The 18,830-nt window shown below is 38.7% G+C and carries 15 protein-coding genes; 8 read left to right on the plus strand and 7 right to left on the minus strand.

What is annotated here, in order from left to right; translation table 11 throughout:
• Positions 1-4: 4 nt before the first annotated feature.
• The 6 genes from DI060_RS08225 to DI060_RS08250 all read right to left on the minus strand — a co-directional run bounded on the left by DI060_RS08225 (position 5) and on the right by DI060_RS08250 (position 8,296).
• On the minus strand, positions 5-1,909 hold the full coding sequence (locus DI060_RS08225) for a 7TM-DISM domain-containing protein (protein ID WP_108975555.1): 1,905 nt from the start codon (positions 1,907-1,909) through the stop codon (positions 5-7).
• Positions 1,909-2,544 (minus strand): response regulator transcription factor, encoded by a 636-nt coding sequence (locus DI060_RS08230; RefSeq protein WP_108975557.1) that lies wholly within the window; start codon positions 2,542-2,544, stop codon positions 1,909-1,911. Before DI060_RS08230 ends, DI060_RS08225 begins: the two co-directional genes overlap by 1 nt.
• Positions 2,545-2,560: 16 nt before the next feature.
• Positions 2,561-6,172, minus strand: coding sequence for an adenylate/guanylate cyclase domain-containing protein (locus DI060_RS08235; protein ID WP_108975559.1), 3,612 nt, complete (start codon positions 6,170-6,172; stop codon positions 2,561-2,563).
• A gap of 81 nt (positions 6,173-6,253) precedes the next feature.
• A complete protein-coding gene (locus DI060_RS08240) occupies positions 6,254-7,189 on the minus strand; it encodes a CE1 family esterase (protein ID WP_108975561.1) in 936 nt (311 codons plus the stop codon).
• The gene (locus DI060_RS08245) at positions 7,186-7,713 is read right to left on the minus strand and encodes a hypothetical protein (protein WP_108975563.1); all 528 of its coding nucleotides are present in this window, start codon (positions 7,711-7,713) and stop codon (positions 7,186-7,188) included. Before DI060_RS08245 ends, DI060_RS08240 begins: the two co-directional genes overlap by 4 nt.
• Complete coding sequence (locus DI060_RS08250; RefSeq protein WP_108975565.1) at positions 7,694-8,296, minus strand: hypothetical protein; 603 nt, start codon at positions 8,294-8,296, stop codon at positions 7,694-7,696. The genes DI060_RS08245 and DI060_RS08250 overlap by 20 nt, the downstream gene beginning before the upstream one ends.
• A gap of 150 nt (positions 8,297-8,446) precedes the next feature.
• Here DI060_RS08250 and DI060_RS08255 point away from each other — a divergent pair, with 150 nt between their 5' ends.
• The 4 genes from DI060_RS08255 to DI060_RS08270 are packed head-to-tail and all read left to right on the plus strand — an operon-like array spanning position 8,447 to position 13,976.
• Positions 8,447-11,329 carry a M16 family metallopeptidase gene (locus DI060_RS08255; RefSeq protein ID WP_108975763.1) on the plus strand — a complete coding sequence of 961 codons (2,883 nt, stop codon included), beginning with the start codon at positions 8,447-8,449 and terminating at the stop codon, positions 11,327-11,329.
• Between the two features lie 9 nt (positions 11,330-11,338).
• Positions 11,339-12,715, plus strand: a complete 1,377-nt coding sequence (locus DI060_RS08260) for a tetratricopeptide repeat protein (RefSeq protein ID WP_108975567.1) — start codon at positions 11,339-11,341, stop codon at positions 12,713-12,715.
• On the plus strand, positions 12,715-13,083 hold the full coding sequence (locus tag DI060_RS08265; protein WP_108975569.1) for a hypothetical protein: 369 nt from the start codon (positions 12,715-12,717) through the stop codon (positions 13,081-13,083). Before DI060_RS08260 ends, DI060_RS08265 begins: the two co-directional genes overlap by 1 nt.
• Entirely contained in the window at positions 13,080-13,976 is an 897-nt protein-coding gene (locus tag DI060_RS08270) for a DUF4436 family protein (RefSeq protein WP_108975571.1), read from the plus strand. Before DI060_RS08265 ends, DI060_RS08270 begins: the two co-directional genes overlap by 4 nt.
• Positions 13,977-13,992: 16 nt before the next feature.
• Here the strand turns inward: DI060_RS08270 and DI060_RS08275 are convergent, their stop codons facing one another.
• Entirely contained in the window at positions 13,993-14,919 is a 927-nt protein-coding gene (locus DI060_RS08275; RefSeq protein ID WP_244594319.1) for an alpha/beta hydrolase, read from the minus strand.
• Positions 14,920-15,002: 83 nt separating this feature from the next.
• Between DI060_RS08275 and DI060_RS08280 the strand changes: the two genes are divergently transcribed.
• From DI060_RS08280 to DI060_RS08295, 4 genes are all read left to right on the plus strand, one after another.
• A complete protein-coding gene (locus DI060_RS08280; protein ID WP_108975768.1) occupies positions 15,003-15,788 on the plus strand; it encodes a helix-turn-helix domain-containing protein in 786 nt (261 codons plus the stop codon).
• 89 nt (positions 15,789-15,877) lie between these two features.
• Complete coding sequence (locus tag DI060_RS08285) at positions 15,878-16,765, plus strand: M24 family metallopeptidase (protein WP_108975573.1); 888 nt, start codon at positions 15,878-15,880, stop codon at positions 16,763-16,765.
• Positions 16,762-17,997 (plus strand): SMP-30/gluconolactonase/LRE family protein, encoded by a 1,236-nt coding sequence (locus DI060_RS08290; RefSeq protein ID WP_108975575.1) that lies wholly within the window; start codon positions 16,762-16,764, stop codon positions 17,995-17,997. Before DI060_RS08285 ends, DI060_RS08290 begins: the two co-directional genes overlap by 4 nt.
• Positions 17,998-18,062: 65 nt before the next feature.
• Positions 18,063-18,770 (plus strand): hypothetical protein, encoded by a 708-nt coding sequence (locus DI060_RS08295; RefSeq protein ID WP_108975577.1) that lies wholly within the window; start codon positions 18,063-18,065, stop codon positions 18,768-18,770.
• Positions 18,771-18,830: the final 60 nt, after the last annotated feature.

Here is an 18,830-nt window from a genome sequence, read left to right on the forward strand (position 1 = left end):
GAATTTACTCTGCCTCTAGTTTTGCTACACTAGGAAGGGGAATTTCCACTCTCACGTGAAATTCCCTTTCTTCAATTTTGACTGAAAGATTTGCCCGCAAACCATTGATACGATTTCCGATGCTCTTTAAATGGGGGGACAATTGCCTATTCTCTTCTACTGCATTTTTTTGTTCTATATTGATCTTTCCTGAGCTTACATCAATAGACCATGATGATTCACCTATACCATATTTTAAATCATTTGTACAGAGCTCATATAGGATATAGTATATATTTAAATAATAATTTCGAATCTCTGCATGGAGTTTAAGGTTTTCAAAATGTGCCTCAGCTGTTTCCGATACATGAAAATCAAACTCCCTCCCAGCATTTGTATATCGCCTAAGCAAAGTAAGATTGACACCTGTTAAAAAATTTTGATAAATCAAATCTAAATCTTCCAGATGAAGGAGTTGATTTCTGAGTGATTGTAGTATGGATATGACGCGGTTGTGAAGGTTTGGTAGAATGGAATCAAAAATCGGTCTTTCTTGTGAACGAATTTTTCTTTCGATCATCACCTTCAAGTCTGTTAAACCTGCGCCCAATTGGTCATGAACCATCAATTGCATTTCTGATCTTTGTTTTTGGAGCGCTATTTGATGCTCTTCTTGCATTTGCAATTTCAATTGATTGCTTCTTTCAACGGTTTTCGCAAAGTAATTGCTCATAAAAAGAGATTGAAAAACGACGTAGATTGCATATGCGATGATAAGATAGAGGCCGCCTTGCAAACCAATAAAATTTAATGAGATTGCCAAAAAGCATAGTACCGCAAAAACAAATAACCCAAAGCCCATAAAATACAGAGATTGTTGGTTTTGTTTGTTTAAGACTAGAAAGAGTATTGATTGTAGAACAAATAAGAGCAAATAAAAAGAAACATAAGAGACATTGAAATAAAAAACAACTGATGAAGGGAACAAAGGAGAAAAACAGGAGACAAGTGCCCCTATATAAAATAAATAATTGATCCAAAGCATTCTTTTAACTTGAAACAAAGCATTGAGAAATAAATTTCCAAATAAAAAAGAAACAATATCATTATAATGCAATAAATTTGCGAGAAAATGAGCGCTCGGAATCGGAACAAAATATTCATAGATTTTTGAGTTAAGAATCGGAATCCGAACCAAAAATGCTAAACACAATAGAGAAAAGTATAAGAATGCCTTTTGTTTTCGATTCACTATAAAGATAAAAAAATGATAAATGGCCGCCCCAAAGATAAGCCCAAAAGCAAACATTTCAAGAATAATACTTTTTATCTTAAACTTACCCATGGGTTCTAAAGTTGATAAGAGAAATTCGCCTCTGGGCCCACCTCTAAAAAAATCTCGATTGGCTATCTGGAGTATGATCTCTATTTCATCACCAATCACTTCGAACTCATTGTAAGAACCTGTTCTGATTGCTTCAATCTCGTCCAAATTTTCACTTACCTTTCCTTTCTCGTGGACAAACTGTCCATTGATAAAGAGTTTTGAAGCGGAAAAGAGATGAGAGTAGTGGATAGTATAAATTCTTTTTGATGACGAAGCAGGAACCTTGATTCTCATACGATAGGTTGCATAGCCTTGTGCTGGGAATTTACGGTCTCCATTGAGTTGATTGGTCCATGGCCGAAAGTAAGTTATTACCTTTTCTCTTTTCTGAACCCTTCCCGATTGGAAATCTTCTGGATCATACAATTTTCCCCAATAAAGCTCCCAAGGTCCAAATAGATTCATAGGGAGATCCTCCCCGAACTGGTATGTGCTTAGGTCTATCACATCTGAGGGGGCAATGGTGCTAGGAATGCTTCGGTAACAGGATAATTGGATGGCCACACAAAGTAGGAATCGAGCAGCTACAAAAGATTTATGCATTATAGGATGGAGTATTCTTGTACTTTAAGAGCCAACTCTGAGCGATTGTGGACTTGTAGTTTTTTGTAAATGGATTTCACGTAGCCATGTATGGTATGTTCGCTTAGATCTAAAAACTTTGCGAGCGAGGCCACGGTTTTTCCTTTGACCAATAGTTCCAAAATTTGTTTTTCCCTATCGGTCAGATAGATCTGAGGTTTATCAACAGGCCTTCTAAAGTTACTAAACACTCGAAGCGCAATTGTAGGAGTGATCATGGCACCTCCCTTTACAATAACGTCAATGATATGGCTCATTTCCCCCAATTCTGATTTGAATAAATAGCCAAGCGCACCATTCTTTATCGAATTAAAAATCATCTCATCCGAGTTCATATTGGTAAGCATTACTACTTTAATACCTTCAGATTTTTCTGTTAGGTGTTTAACAACATCCATTCCATTCATCCCAGGTAACATAATATCTAAAAATAATATATCTAATGTTTTGTGTTTTGGATCTCGTAAAAAGACTTCAGCAGAATTCCAAGAGAGAACCTCGGAAACACATTCTATCTGAGATAGAGTATCCCTTACTTCATCCAAAAAATACTCATCGTTCTCTACGATTCCGATTCTTATCTTTTTAGTATCCATAGTCTTCTCTTAAGTTTTATGCCACCGATTCAAAACTTCCATCAATTTTAGCGTATTCTTCCCAAAATCTTTGGTTGGGAATCCGAAAGTCTTCGGAAGAGGAGAATTCAGCCTTCAATCCATTTACGTAGTACATAGCAACCTCTCCCTTGTTTTTGGCACTGACTTGTCCCCTAAACTCGCAATCGAAATATTCTTTGACCATATCATAGGTCGTGCCACTGATATTGATTTTTCCTGTTTGTCCAGAAGATTCCATACGAGAGGCTGTATTGACTGTATCCCCCCAAACATCATAGGCAAATTTCTTCTCGCCAATGACTCCGGCAACAAGAGGTCCAGAATGAATCCCGAGTCGCAATTCCCAAAAGGGGAAGCCTTGCTCTTCTTTGATCTGTTTCATCAAATTCATAAAGGATTGGATTTCTAATGCGGCTAGAACTGAGTCAATAGCATGTGTTTTGTTACGCTTTGGGATGCCCCCAGCACACATATAACTGTCACCGATGGTCTTCAGCTTTTCTAATTTGTAACGTTCTGTTATTTTATCAAATTGGATGAAACAGGCATCTAGGTCACGAATTAACTCTTGTGGAGATAGTGTTTCTGCGATCTGAGTAAACCCTTTAAAATCTGTAAACATTACCGATACATTTTCGTATAAGATTGGTTCTGTGGCTCCCTTTTCTTTAAGCTCTTCGGCAATCTCTGCTGGCAAAATATTTAGTAATAATTTTTCGTTCTTTCGCTTTTCATTTTCTGCTAACTCCTTTGCAATCTGAAGTTCTTTAAAAAGCTTCGAAATATAAATGATTCCCGCCAATTGTTCGCCTAATATAGAAAGTCGTGTTAGATCTTCTTCTGAAGGACGTAACTCTTTCTCCGAATTGGATAAATCGAGTACTCCGATGATCTTTCCTCTAAGAACCATTGGGATAAAAATGATATGCTTCAATTTTAATGCTCCCATACCAAATTGATCATCTTCCGAAAATAAACGATCAAAGTTTCCTACACCTTGGGTAAAGAAGACAACTTTTTTACTCCGTAGTACCATGGAGTGAGCGCCACTTCTTCCGAATGTTGGAATTTTCATATCTAAGAGTCTTTTTTTGTCAAATTCAGAAACAAACTCTGGTATCTTTACATTCACAATTCGTAAGTAATCCTTACCTTCTTCTGGTAATAATAAAGAGTAATATTCGATTCCAAAATTCTCAGAAACATACTGATGAACCTTTTCCATAATCACATCTAGATCTATATTTTCATTTAAACTTTTCAGCAATTGATTCAGAGCTGTCGTATCTGCCTTTTGCTTTTCTGTCTCTCGCAATAGATAAACCCTGTTGATTACCCCTGCTACTTGAGCACAAAGATTTTCCAAGGATGTAATTTCTTTTCTACTTAGCCTCATCTCTTCGGTAGAATTGGAAAAGGTAAATAGACCTACACTCTTATCTTGTACTACGAGTGGAATATGGAGAATTGATTTGGCGCCTGTATTCTCTATTATTTTCCTATCAAAATCAAAGGCAAATTTTTTAATTTTAGGTAAGTACAAACTGTTCTTTCGCATCCAAACAGAATAGGCAATACCACCCTCTTCACTTAAAGGAATGACTAAGTTCTTTGCAAATTCCATGGCCTCTTTCTTTGCTTCCACAATGGTATCAATTTCGAAGCTTTTTAGGGATTTATTTTGTTCATCTGGTAAAAATAGCCAAAGAGTTTTAATTCCATGCTTCACAAGGACATACTTTGCGATTTCATTTACAATCATTTTGATATTCAGCTGGGAATTTATCAAATGCGTTAGGTGGTTGATTTCTTGGATTTCCTTGCGAATGGCTTCAGCTTCAAAGAATGCCCTTTCTGTTTCCACCTTTTGTGCCGCCAAATCCAAAACAGACTGGTCAATTTTGACGACTGTTGGACGAAAGAAAATAAAGGAAACCATATAGAAGGCAAGGGCAATTGGTGAAGAAACCAAGAGAGTATGGGAAAGTGCTACTAGCCACGTGAAGGTTTTGGCTAAATTCATCCAATAAAAGCTCATACTAATGAGTACAAACAGAAGGATAAGTAAAGACATTTGGCTCGCAATTTTTGTTGCCTCCCCTCTGATCGAAATGATACCAAATTTTATGATACCCACAGCAAGGATAATCGCTGGGAGAAATTGCAATTCACCGATCGTATACCATTGGTATCCTAAGGTTGCAGGCAAATTAGAAATGATCATAAGATCACCCAATAGGATTGAGTAGACAACGTATTTTCCTAAGGCATCCGTTTTACTTGTCCCAAGTTTTTTCCAATGCAACAAAAGTAGTGTCATCGCAATAGCTCCCTGCACTCCAAAAACCTGTAAGCCTATGCCTGCCTCAGATATTTTTCCAAAAGTATTCTGAAAAAAACCGCCAAAAAAATATGGAGTCCATACGACTCCACAAAGGATGAAAGAAATGAAATCTATATAACGAAAATAACGTGGTCTCTCTGCTTTAATAGAAAGGTAACAGAGTCGAATATGGATATTTGGGGTGAAAACAAAGGCAGTATAAAAAATCTGCTCTATCCTTCTCGAAACCAAATCAGGCAAACTCAATTTCATAACAACCATAACAATAGTAAATGATCCAGCGAGCAAAAGAGAAGAGGCCGCAATCATATTGATCTTTTGGTCTGGCCTACTTCCAGCAATATAGATCCCGAGTGCAAAAACACAGACCATTGAAAAAAGTGGAATTAAAAAATATGGCTTTTGATAAGGTACAATGTGTTCACTAGGTGGAAGAAAAATAGCCACTAAGGCAGAAAGTAGGATAAGTCCCACAATGATAATTCCATTTAGAATTTTGAATAGAAATTGCTGTTTAAATAATAGTTCGTTGATATTTAGAAAGTCTGAGTGGAAAAGGCCATATCCCATCACGAGTAGTGGGACAAAAGAAAATGTACTCACAGGATAGACTGGGTATCCGAGTAAACTTGGTGAAGTTAAAATCAGTAAAAATCCGATAGCAATCAAGCTGACAGATAGGTATTTTACATCTAAAAATCCCTTTCGATCCTGCTTGTAAAAAAAGATAGCCGAAGGGATCCAAAGTCCTAAGATACAAAAAATACCATAACTCGCCCAAATTTTTAGAGGAAGTTTTCCAATGGGATAGTTTCCAAAAGAGTATTCGAACCACTCATTCTTGAGGTCGTTTCCTGTGAAGACAGCCCAATACACTATGATTTCGATCGCTATCCCCAACCAAAATGACCCAAGTAAAATCTTATACCGTCGGTTCATGATTGTATAGGATAACAAAGCAGCTGCGGGTGTGATCAATGTGAAACCTAAGTAGCCCAAGCGGTTCCAAAAGAGAAGAACCTCTTTATCAACAATCAAGGATCTCGAAGCGAGTAAAAGTCCGTAAGACGCATAGCCAAGGCAAAAGACCATGAAGGCAATGAGTTGCACTTTATCTCGGAAACGCTTCAAGGCAAAAAAGCCAATGCCTACAAAACTGAGGCTAATCAAAAAAGTAAAGAAACTTGGAATTGCCCAGGGAAGCATATCCCAAAAGTAAATCCAAGCTTGGTCTGCCTGCATCTGTTCAGAGAGAGTCAACATGTCCGTTCCTTTCCATTGGATGGTAAGGATAGAAAATTGGCTGTGTTTTCTATATAGCTATTTTCGAAGGAATGAGACCCCCTAAACTGGGGGTTTTGGTAAGAAGCTCGAAAAATACTCCCAGATAAGGCGAGTACCATTTATTTTTTGGCTGTAGTTTCCTAGGATTCGGACAGGAAAGAAAGGTTTTTCTCCTGGGAATGCATGGCCAAAGGACTGCAAGCGGAACAATTTTACTTTAGTTTCTGCCGTACACTGTGTATATAGGAACTCATCTATCGAGTATTGAATGCCTTCGTCTTGGATTGATTCAGATCGAGCGATCGCTTTTTTATCGCACTGGTTCCATTCTAACCAACGGTCAATGCTATCTTCCACACCTAATATTTCTCCCCCATCATTCACATATCCACCATTATACGGAACGATCGGATCCTCAGTACCTGCCATAATTCCTATAGAGATAGCATGGAAGGCAATTTGTTTTTTTCTTTCTACGAGGAATGCTGATAGTTGCGAGGATACGGAGACAACTGCTCGGAATAATTTGGGTCTTTCCAAAGCCAATCGTTGTGCCATAAAACCTCCATTCGAATGCCCCATCAGAAAAACAGATTTTGGGTCAACTATGCCTTCTGCTACGAGCTCTTTGACAAGAGTCTCGATAAAGAGTACATCATTGACTTGGTTTCGATCAGAAGGTGAATTCCCTCTTCCATCTGCCCAACTTCGTTGGAGTCCATCTGGGAAGACGGCAATAAATTTTTTTTCATCGGCAAGCTCATCTAAACGAGACTGTTTTCGTAAGATACTTCCCGTACCTAAGCGTCCATGGAGAGCAACGACCAAGGGCAATGGCATTTTGTATCCCTCTTTTGGTGTATGCATAAGGTAGGTTCTTGTTTGCCCATCGACTAAAATTTTGCCCTCTCTTTCATAGTTTGACAAAGGTGAAAAGAAACTTTTGCAATGGAAAAGAATGCAGATCATGAGAATAGACCATGTGCACGTTTTCATTTTTGTAACTCCTCTTGTAGCGAAGATTCAAATAGATCAGAGAATGTCTGATCAGGGAAATATGGAATCGTAACCAAAAGAACCAAGGTCCCTCGCCATTGGTGTAAACTCAAATCGTATCTGGATTCTTTTCTGAGCTCCTTGTCTTTCCAATACTGAATTTTTAACCTTTGGTCGGCATATGTATAGTAAGGCAGAAGACCTCCTGAGAGAACAGTGAGAACTGCATGCATCCGGTGCAGCCAAAGATAACGATAGATAGGGTAGTTTCTCTCTAAACGAAATTCGATTGTTGTATCGGAAATCTTATCTTCGGAGAAGCCGATTTTTTTCAATTCATTTCGAATCTTTAATTCTTCCCTTTCAAAGCGATGAAAACCAGTAAAGATTAAATTAGCTTTTAAGAACTCATTTGGGAAAGGAGGATTAACTCCCTTTTGTACAGAATGTACAGGGAAAGCTGCACAATGAAATGTATGAATACTACAAATGATCAAAAATATTTTATTCAGAGATTCTTTCATTTTGCCAATGCCTTCTTTCTGCCAGGATCAAATCATTGAAAATAGAATCCCATTTCTCTCCATCATCAATCCATTTAGCAAATAGAGAAATCCATCCAATGATTTGGTAAGACTCAACCATTACTCTCTTTTCACGAACTATATGATTGTTTTGGTAGAGTCGGAAAACTATGGCATCATCATCTCGGTTAACAATCGGAATCAGCAAAACAGTTGAGACCGCAAGCAAGCGGTTCACTCCATACAATAGAAATCGCAGAGGCTCCCTTGTGAGCAACCTAGAGGAAGGTTCTCTTTGTTCGCCTAAATACATCCGAAATTTGGGACTTGATTCTAGGATGATTTGCAGGTGCCACTCGGAAGTATTTTGCGATTTGTACTTTAGGAGTTGTGCTGTCTTTGTCTGAACCAGCGCTTTTAAGATCTCTCCAGCCTTCTTTCGGTCTTCCTCATCTTCCCAACCAAACAATTCGTAACTCAAGATTTTAAATGGTGGGAACGGAGCAGTTGTGGGTTCATGCCTTGGACCAACATAAAAAGTGGAACAAGAACTAAGTGAAAGTAGAAGGAAAAGAAGATTCAAAATAGATTTCTTACAGTACATAGCATTTTGCCAGAGGGCAAACTTTCTGCAATGACGAACCACTTTGTAACAAAGGTCAATTGCAATCCCATCCTTTTTTCAAAGATTTTTCTTGCCTTCGAACTCCACACTGTTAGCAATTGTCACTCTATGCTGCGCAAATTCAAGCTTACACTTCTTGTCGCAATGTCTATCGTCCATCTTTCCTGCGACAGACTGCTCTCCTTCCTCTCAGATCCTTTTTATGTGTATGAATACCAATTAGAAAACGGACTAAAAGTATTCTTAAGTGTAAACAAACACCAACCTGTCGTGAAATCCTCTATCCTCGTTTCTGTTGGATCGGCCAATGATCCCGAGGATGCGACTGGCCTTGCTCATTATTTAGAGCATTTGATGTTTAAAGGTACAAGTCAGTTGGGCACGATTGATTATCAAAAGGAAAAACCTTATTTAGACAAAATCGAATCCCTCTTTGAGACGTACCGCAAAACAAGTGATCCAAAAGAACGTAGCAAACTCTACGCCGAGATTGATACACTTTCTTTAGAGGCTTCCCAATTCGTTGTGCCAAACGAATTTTCCAGAATGCAAGCAATGTTAGGAATTGTGGATGCCAATGCCTTTACATCTCAGGATAGAACCTTCTACGTTGCGACAGTGCCCGCAAACCAAATTGAAAACTTCCTACGATTGGAATACGAAAGATTTAAGGACCCCGTCTTTCGAACCTTCCATACTGAATTGGAATCCGTGTTTGAAGAAAGAAATTTGCGAGTTGCCGATGCCAAGTCCCAGCTGTTCCGCCAATATGACCAAGCTATGTTCCCCAAACATCCCTATGGAGAAAAATCTCCAATCGGAACAGATGAACATTTGAAAAACCCATCCATACAGAGGATCCATTCCTTTTTCAAAGAGCACTACATTCCCTCTAAGATGGCGATATGTATGTCGGGAGATATCAATCCAGAAGAGGTTTATTCCCAAATCAAACAAACATTTGGTGAGCTTCCCTCAAAAGAATCAAAAGAAGATACTCAACCTGAGTGGAAACCTCTGGAAAAAGATCTCAAAATTTCCATCCCCTCACCCCAAAAACATTTTTTATTTGGAATTCGCATTCCCAAAAAGAATCCTAAAATAGTAGCAAGTACGGAAGGTGTATCCCTTCTTCTTTCCAACGGTTACAATGGACTTTTAGAAGAAAGTCTTTATTACACCCAAAAAGCAAACCATATCACAACCTTCATCAATGAATGGAAGGACTATCTTGTCCTGACCATTTGGATAGATCCTAATCCAGGCTTGAGTTTAGCTGAGGCCAAAAAACAACTAGTAGATGCAATCAAGAAAATAGAATCTTCGGAATTGCCGAACGAGATGTACGAAGGTTTGAATTACAATCGTCAAATTTATTTGACTCAAAAAAAAGATGATAACGACTTTCGAATACGAGAGATGTCGGAAGCATTTTTGGCAGGTTGGAGTCGAAGCGATTTAGACCAAAAATTCTCCGCTATCAAACAATCCAACGCAAATGATCTGGCCGAGTTTACAAAAGAATATATAGAGCAAAACATTGTTTCCATAGAAACTTTTTCACAAAATCCCAAATTTGATTTCATTGAAAAACCTCCCATCTCCAAATTACAATTCAGTAAAGTTGAAGAGTCCAACTTTAAAAAACAATTTTCTTTCGAACCTTCATATCAAATAGAACCTGAATTTGCAGATTTTGATCGAAATATTAAATTTAAACAATACCCAAATGGAAATCAATTTATCTACCAAAAGAATGCAGAGAATTCCCTCTATCGATTTAAGATTTTGATTCCAGAGGGAGCTTGGATTAGCCCACATATAGATCTCTCCATTAATTATTGGAAACAACTGGGAACTGACTTGTATACAGTTGGGGCGCTATCTACAAAATTTTATCTTTGGGGAACAGAGATCAAAATGCAGAGATTAGGTGACGACATCGAAATCACACTCCAAGGAGAGGATGAACACTTTATCCCTTCTTTTCAATTACTAGAGCATTCTATCAAATCTGTAACATCTTCAAAGGATGTATTTGATTCCATCGTAGATTATCAGCAACGCTCAGACAAGATGATCCTACAAGATGAAAACGAGATCAATTCTGCACTAAATGAATTTGCCCTACACGGAGACAAAAGCTATCGGTTCTTTCAATCAAATCGCTCAGATCTACTTTCGTTTAAATCCTCCCAAGCGATTGACCACCTAAAGAGCCTTTTGAAGCAAAAATTGATCATTACTTATTATGGAAATGTAGACTTTGATACTCTGGAAAAGAAGGTCTTTTCAGAATACTTCCAATCAAAGGGAACCTTTGATACTCATAGTTTAAGTCAAAAAGCTTGGAGAGAAGAGCCCAAATCTAAATTTTATATTTTAAGTAGAAGTCGACCCCACATTGAACTCAATTTTTTTGCTCCTTTCCGTTTAAAAGAGGAGCATCTCGCCTCTTCTTTCTTTCTTTACAACACCTTACATGCGGGTCTATCGTCTCCATTCTTTCTCACCATGCGAGAACAGACAGGAAATGCGTATTCGGCTTTTTCCTATATCATAGATCCAGAAAAAAAGAAAGACCCTGCTCTCTGGTATGTAAACTTAGCCTGCCAGGCAGACAAACTTAGCAATTGTTTAGAGGATGCAAACGCTAGCCTACGAAAACTGGAAATCAGCGAAAAACGCTTTTCGGAAGCAAAACAGTCTGCTTTGTTAGTTGCCAGTCTCACAAAAAAATCAAATGTTTATTTGATTGATGAGTTCATTCGCGCGCAGTATGCAGAAGTCACAGAGGATGTTGACAAACTCAGATTTGATTCTCTTTCAAAGATTGAGTGGAAAGATTTTATCGACTTTACAAAAAAATTAAATGATGCTACTTTCTTTCAGATAGCGCTCATAGGCGATGCAAAGCGTTTGGATCGTCCCACATTACAAAGATATGGGGAGCTTGAAACTGTATCAGAAAGGAAAATTTTGGGGAAATAGGTGACCAACATGACCAAACAGCTACATCTCATCCATAAGGAATATTCCTTTTTATATGTACTATTCGGTGAGGCCATCTTTGCCCTCTTGATTGTGTTCTTCAATCTAGGTCATTTGGATCTTGACCATTCTTTCGGTATCATCGACAAAATTGGTTGGGCAAAAGAATTAGGATTCTACTACCAAAAAAATTCCTATGAATCCAAACTGATCCAACAATTGGAAAATACGCCAAGTTTAGTGCGAGAGAATTGGGAACTAGGTTTGTTTTATTTGGAGCAAGAGAACAACCCGGAGAAAGCCATCCAATACTTCACAAAAGGTTTTGAAAATGACGTAACCGGAAATTTTCCATTTCAAAACAAAATCTTTGAATCTCATATACGCATAGGACTAGAAATTTTCCGTTTGGAAGAAATGATCTTCAAGTTTTGGGAATATGATTATCCCCTCTACACAAAGATTTGGGATGAAAAATATGAAAAAGCTACTAGCTATTATAACATTGCGACTGGCATGGAATCCAGCTCCTTTTCGACTGATCCTCGTACGGCGGAATTTTTCAATTTTGAAGGGAATCTTCGATTTTATGCAAATGATTTCGTTAATGCAGAAGAGTCCTTCAAAACCTGCATATCTTTACAAACGGATCGTGAAGAGTGTTTTATTGGACTTGCCCTTGTCAAATTAAGAAAGGCCGCATCTCTTCCCGAGGAGAGAGCTTCTTTGGAAAGTGAAGCCTATTCTCTGATCCAAAGAAGTTTCGAAATCCATGAAAAAGAAGATAAACTTTTCACAAAACACGGATTATTTGAATACTGGGTTCAGTCATCATACAATCGTTATGGCCAAAGAGACCGAATTCTTTCGCTCAGCAAAGAATTGACTCAAAAATTTGACGACATAGGTCTCTACGACTATGTTTCAGGATTGAGTTATTTCGATGAATGGAAGGAAAGTTTCACTCCAAAAATGCTCAAAAGCTTCCAATTGGCGGCAGAGAAAGAGCCTGATAGCATCGACTATTGTATTGAATATGGCTACAATTATGCCTATTACGAAAACTCGATCAAAGGTATCGAAATATTAGAAGAATGCAAATCAAAGTTTACACCAAATTACCGATTACTATCTTATCTTGGAGATAGTTATCTGTTAGCTGGCAAGTATGAAAAAGCAAGAGACTATCACTTAGAAGCTGAAAATGGCGAAGCTTACTCTGCACAAAAAGAACAACACATTTCCATACAAAACGCTTACTCTTTGGGAAGAGCAAATCTTCAATTGGGTGATAAGATAGAAGGTATCAAATATTTAGACATCGCATGCAATGGCGGACAAGGTCTTTTGCAAGCATGTTCTCGTTTAGAAAAGGAGAAGGAATAATGGAAGAAATCCAAACAGAAAATCAAAACCGAAAGCTATTGCTGACATTGTCTTCGAGAATGAGTATATTTGGTAAAATACTCATCGTACTTGGAATTTTATATCTCATCGGAGGATTTGTTACCATCAAAGAAAATTATGGAAATATTTTTGAAGGCATCTTACAGATATTTTTGGGTTATTTGACAATCAGAGTTTCTCTTTCGTTCAAACATGCTGCAGCACCTGAAAATCCAAGCCTTGAAGATCTTAAACAGGCACTAGAAGCAAATATCAAATTATACCATTGGCAATTGTATGTATATGGTTTTATTTTCTTTCTGGTATTGTTTACTTTCTTATCTTTAGCCTGGACAAATCTCTCATGACTTCCATACCTCGTCTATTTTCCTCCAATCGATTCCAGCTGATCTTCCTATTGCTGGTGATCATAGCAGGTTGCTATTTGGCAAGCGTGCGGTTCTTCATAAAAGACAAATTAGACTTTGCCTCTTTCACTGATGTAGATGTTAGTCAAAAAAAGACATCAGTAGTCCAAGCGGATGTGCGGACAGTAGAAATTGATAAAAGAGAGGCAAAAGTAGAATTGAGGATCTACCTTGCCGATGAGCTAACATTCAACCATCGCATAGATACTCCAGCAGAAGAACTTAGATTGATTTCCTATAGTAGCAACGAAGAATTTATATTCAAACCCAAACAGCCGATTCGAAAAGTATTAATCACACTTCCACTTGTAGGAACAATCACTGACTACCCTTTTGATACATTCCAGGCAAATCTTAGTTTAGGATTTTTTAAGAAACAATCTGAAATAGAGCAAGAAGGAATTCCGATTGTACTCAACATGAACTCACCTATTGCAAGTTATAAAGTAGAATTCTATGATAAGCAGGTGGAAGATTTCTGGATAGACCGTACTTATGGGAATGTCGACAGGTTGATCCAAGTTGCGCGCACAAAAAGCAACCGTTTTGTATCCTTGTTTATCATTGTATTTATGTTTGCAGTAGGAATTGTCATTTTAGTGATAACTGCCCGTACTTTGTTGTACCAAAAGGAAGTTCACATTGAAGAACTTATCTTTTTAGCTGCATTGCTCATCGCACTCCCTGCCGTACGAAACACACAGCCAGGGATCCCCAATTCGGGCGTACTCTCAGATTATCTTTCCTATTTTTGGGCTGTTGGTCTCACAGCTCTGTCATTTCTTACCTTACTTCTTTATCACCATTTTTTTAAGAAAGATGGCCGAATGTAAAGAGATCGGGAGAAAGTCACTGAGAACCATAGACTGAATAATTTGTTATAAACTCATCTATGGTTCTTTCGTATTCCTCTCGATTCACTAAAATTGATTTTGCGTGACCAGCTCCGTTCTTTGTGCGATAGAGTTTCTTCTTTTTTGTAGCTATGTTTTCTTCGATTTCTTTGGAATGTGAGGGCATTGTATAGTCATCAGATTCGGAATGAACGAGTAAACTTGGTATATTTATCCCTTTCGCAGCATCTAGGATAGAAATTTCGTCCTCGTCAAAATCTGCCCTCCATTCAGCAATGGCTATGGCGATGGGAACCAAAAGGAGGATAGGTTTGCCATACAATACTTCTGCTCTCTCCGCAATGATCGAATGAAAACTTTTGAAGGGTGAATCAGCAAGTACAAACTGCACATCTGGCCTTCCACTCACGTATAACAATGCTGTTGCGGCTCCATACGATTCACCAACGATACCGATGCGATTCTTTGGAATGTTTGTTATTTCGGAAAATGTCTTGTGGGCACTAGCTAAGTCGTTTTTTTCATAGAATCCATAGGTTCCGTAAATACCTTCGCTTTCTCCATGCCTTCTTGCATCATAAGCAAAAACATCACAGCCTTTTTTCCAAAAGTACGGAGCGTATTTTAATCCTCCCCAACGTGTACCTGTAATACCATGAAGTGTGATGATGCCACAGCCTTTGGAGTTTGGATTGGCAAAATGCCATCCTTTCAAAACTAATCCCATACTTTGGAAAGAAATTTCTTTTGGCACCGGTAAACCAAAGTCGGAGACATTCTTGATTTTCAAATTGGTTTGGTCTTCCAGAAGTGTCCGCTTTCTAAATGAGATGATTTCAGAGGAAAAATAAAAACCAGCACCTAACAATATAATTGCGAATACAGCAAAAAGTAAAGTCAATTTTTTTAAGATTTTTTTCACAAGCTAAATCTTTGCAGATGTTTTTTGGCTTGAAAAGTATTTTTTTGTTGGTAGCAAGAGAATGCGTAGGCTGCCGATACAATATGGAAACCCAGAAAAAAAATGTCCTCTACCTTTGGAATGGCAAAGTATTTTTTGCGACAAACCAAATGCAGACTGAAGTCCATAGCCATTATGCAGCAACACTGGCTATATCTTTAGAGAAACCGTTTTCTATCCAATACAAAGGAGAAGAGAGAGAATACAGGGTAGCCTTTCTTGGTCCAAATACTGTCCATAAGACAGTCTCACCCGATGTCGCAATGGTGGCTCTGCTCATTGATCCGGAAACCTATGAATTCCAATCGCTTGCTGGTAGGTTTCTCGAAGACACCATCGTAGAGTTAGACATTGGTCTCTTTCAGAAACAAATGCTTTCACTTTCCTCGCTCTACCATGGAAGATTGAGTCCTCATGAGGCATACAAACTACTTTTAGATTTACTCCAATCCATACACTCATTTCCCAATCGGAAACTGACAATGGACCCTAGAATGCAAAAGTTAGGTGATCAATTGCGAAAGGAGCTACCTAGCCAAATCAAAATGTCAAACCTGAAAAAGGATCTTGGCCTATCGGAAGATCATATCATCAAATTATTCAAAGAGAGTTTTGGAATCCCATTGCGCAGATACTTACTTTGGCTGAGACTCCTGCGAGCAGTGGAAGAAATCTCCTCAGGAAATAACCTAACAGAGGCAGCACATGCTGCAGGTTTTTCTGACTCTGCACATTTTTCCAGAACCTTTAAGGAAAACTTCGGATTTGTTCCCTCCCTTTTCTTTGGACATCTAAGAGAGTCAGAGATTTACTTTTGTGAATCTACTTAAAGAAAATGTGAGAAATTTTAAGTTGAGATCGGAATCATTCAAGCGGATCGCATACCAATTTGATACTCTTCCTCTTAACAGAGGGTTGTATGCCAATTTTAGAAAAGAGAGGAATTGTATCTCAAATTGCAGGCCATTGGTCTCGTTTTTCGTCCCCATCTATAGTGGAACCGGAGGCCGATGACAAAGAAGGATTTCTAAAGGCACAGAGATTAGCCTATGACTGCGTGACCACGATTGAACGAGAAATTCGTCCAGGTTCTACGGAAAAGCAGATTGCGAAGCTCTTGGCTGGATATCTCTTTGACCATGGCGTGCGGACATTTCTACACCGTCCTTTCGTTTGGTTCGGAGAACATGCACGGTTTGATGGCTATAAGAGATTCACTCAATTCCATCCAAGCAATCGGACTTTATCAGAAGAAGAGACTTTTATTTTAGATGTCTCTCCGATTGTTAATGGTTATGTGGGAGACATCGGATACTCTTCTTCTCTCATCCCTAATCCCATCTTGGAGGAAGGAATGTCTTTTCTCTTGTCCTTACGAGATAAGATTCCCGCTCTTTTTCTTTCAAATCTATCCTCAAGAGAAATTTGGTGGAAGATAGACTCAGAGATAAAAGCAAATGGATTTGACAATGTGCATGCGAAGTATCCTTTCTCAGTCCTTGGGCATAGAGTCTACAGAACCAAAACACCCAATCTTCGGCTCCCACTTATTCCCATAAGCTTTGCTAGTTGGTTTAGCTGGCAAGCTTCCTATGAATTTTTGAGCCACAAGATATTACCCGAACTCTTAACACCTGATCATGAAGGAGATCGTTTGGGTCTATGGGCAATAGAACCGCATTTAGGGAAAGGAAAGGTGGGTTTTAAATTCGAGGAAATACTAGTGGTAGAAAAAGAGAAAGCCTATTGGCTCGATGACCAAGTGCCTCACTTGCGAAAATACAAAAAGGAAGATATCACCAAATGAAAGTTACCTTTATTCTATATTTTTGTCTATTAACGCTTGTCAATTGCTATTCACAAGATATAAAAATAGGAAAAGCGTATTCCTTGAAAGAGGTTCCATTTGCCATACAAGAAGTGCAAAGTCAGGACCCATTTCCCGAACATCTGAAGCATGATTTTAAGGAATTACCTGGTCATGATGATATTGTATTTGATGGAAGCAAAAACGTTGCCTATGCCTCAGGGATGGATGGCTGGATTTGGAAATTGGATTTAGAAAGGGGCACCACCTCCCAGTGGGCCAAACCTCCTGTCAATCCAGCAGGATTACAATTTTCAAATGCTAAGAAAGAAAAACTATTGGTCTGCGCCTCAAAGCTTGGTGGACAAACTTATGAGGAAAGTAACCGTGTCGGACTATATGAGTTGGACCTCAAAACAAAGTCTTTCCAAGCATTGGTTATATCACTTCCTAAAGTAGAGAACGATGATTTGGAAAAGGTATATCCTTTAAAGGGAGCACCCACTTGGCAGCTAAAAAATTTGCATTCCAACCAAACACGAAACTTTTCTCTCTGCAACGACATTGCAGTCTCCCAGGATGGCAATCGAATCTTTCTTACCGAACCATTTGAAAGAGAAAATGCTGCAATGGGATCTGGTGCCATCCCAGAAGCAATTGGACTTTACCCACACGGCAAATTGTGGATGTATGATCGAAAGAAAGATACCATCTCACTTTTGTTAAATGGATTCACCTTTATTGATGGGATTGTCTTAGAAGAAGGCCTACAAAAAGATGATATCGCAGTTATCTTTTCCGAAACTACCAAATTTCGTATCCTCAAGGCCTATCTATCAGGAGAGAAACAACCCAGCTTCAAAATCTTATTTGATAGCCTTCCAGGTCTTGCCGACGGACTGGAAAGGGATCAGGATGGAAAGATATGGGTTGGCATCATCAAGCCTAGGTCAGGACTTATCAATTTTGTTCACCGAAATCCATGGACAAAGCCATTTTTACTCTCCTTGCCTCAAGGTCTTCTTCCGATCGCAAAGAAGACTGGGATTTTAGTTCTAGATAGGACAGGAGAAAAGGCCTTATACTATACCATGCATGATGGATCTCTTCTGAAAGATATTTCCGTCGTTGTGCCACATGGTGAATTTATTTATTTACCAACATTTGATCTGAAGGCAAAGGGACTCTTCTCTCTTCCCAAGGAAGCACTGACCATGAAAGAAGAAAAATGAATTGATGTTTTTTTGTAAATCCAGTAAGCCTTACACACTTCTCCATTTTTTATTTAGAGGATGAAATGAACGATTACCCAGATCGATGGGAAGAACTTACCCTCTGCCCACAATTTCTTGCCAATAACCCAAAATTTGGAATGGTATATTTATATGGAAAAGAAAAAGAAAAACTCATCGATGGTTGGTGCAATGTGTATGTACATTCATCCTCCTTGGCTATCGAAAATCTGAGTGATGGTTCCAAAATCCAAGAAGGTCTAGCTTCGATTCTTTTATTTCTAGTAGAGAGCTATCGGTTTGATCTGCAAAAGGAACCATTCTACCGCCTCGAAAAAAAGGGAAATCGGATAGAGATGCAAGCCAGCGAGTCTTGCCTGAGAAAGGTCCTCCTACAAATTACAAAACCTGGTCCTGAGGTTTGCAAATTCACTTTGCGCGAAGAGATGAAATTTCCAGGTTATTGGAGCGCGAGCGATTGGGAGGTCGATCGAGAACCATTCTCTCTTACCTTTCAATTCTCAGACCTAGGCCCGCGAATTGTTTTTCCGAATGACTACCATATGATGCACCAATACGGCGAAACTGTTCCCCTTTACCCTAAATCAATCCCTTGGTTACTTGCCTTATTGAAAACCCTATCCATTGATAGGTTCCAGGAAGTAGATCCTTGCACGATACAGTTTGAATCTTTAGGGGACTTCCTCTACCTCTCCGACCTGTTCCGCGAACGAACTGACCTTTCGAATGGGAGGCCCTTGAAAGGCCTTTAATCTGGCCTCCTTCTAAAAAAAATATCACCGATTATCGTTCGTTTTTAGTCCAAATGCAAA

Source organism: Leptospira ryugenii (assembly GCF_003114855.1).
In the GTDB taxonomy this organism is placed as follows: Bacteria; Spirochaetota; Leptospiria; order Leptospirales; family Leptospiraceae; genus Leptospira_A; species Leptospira_A ryugenii.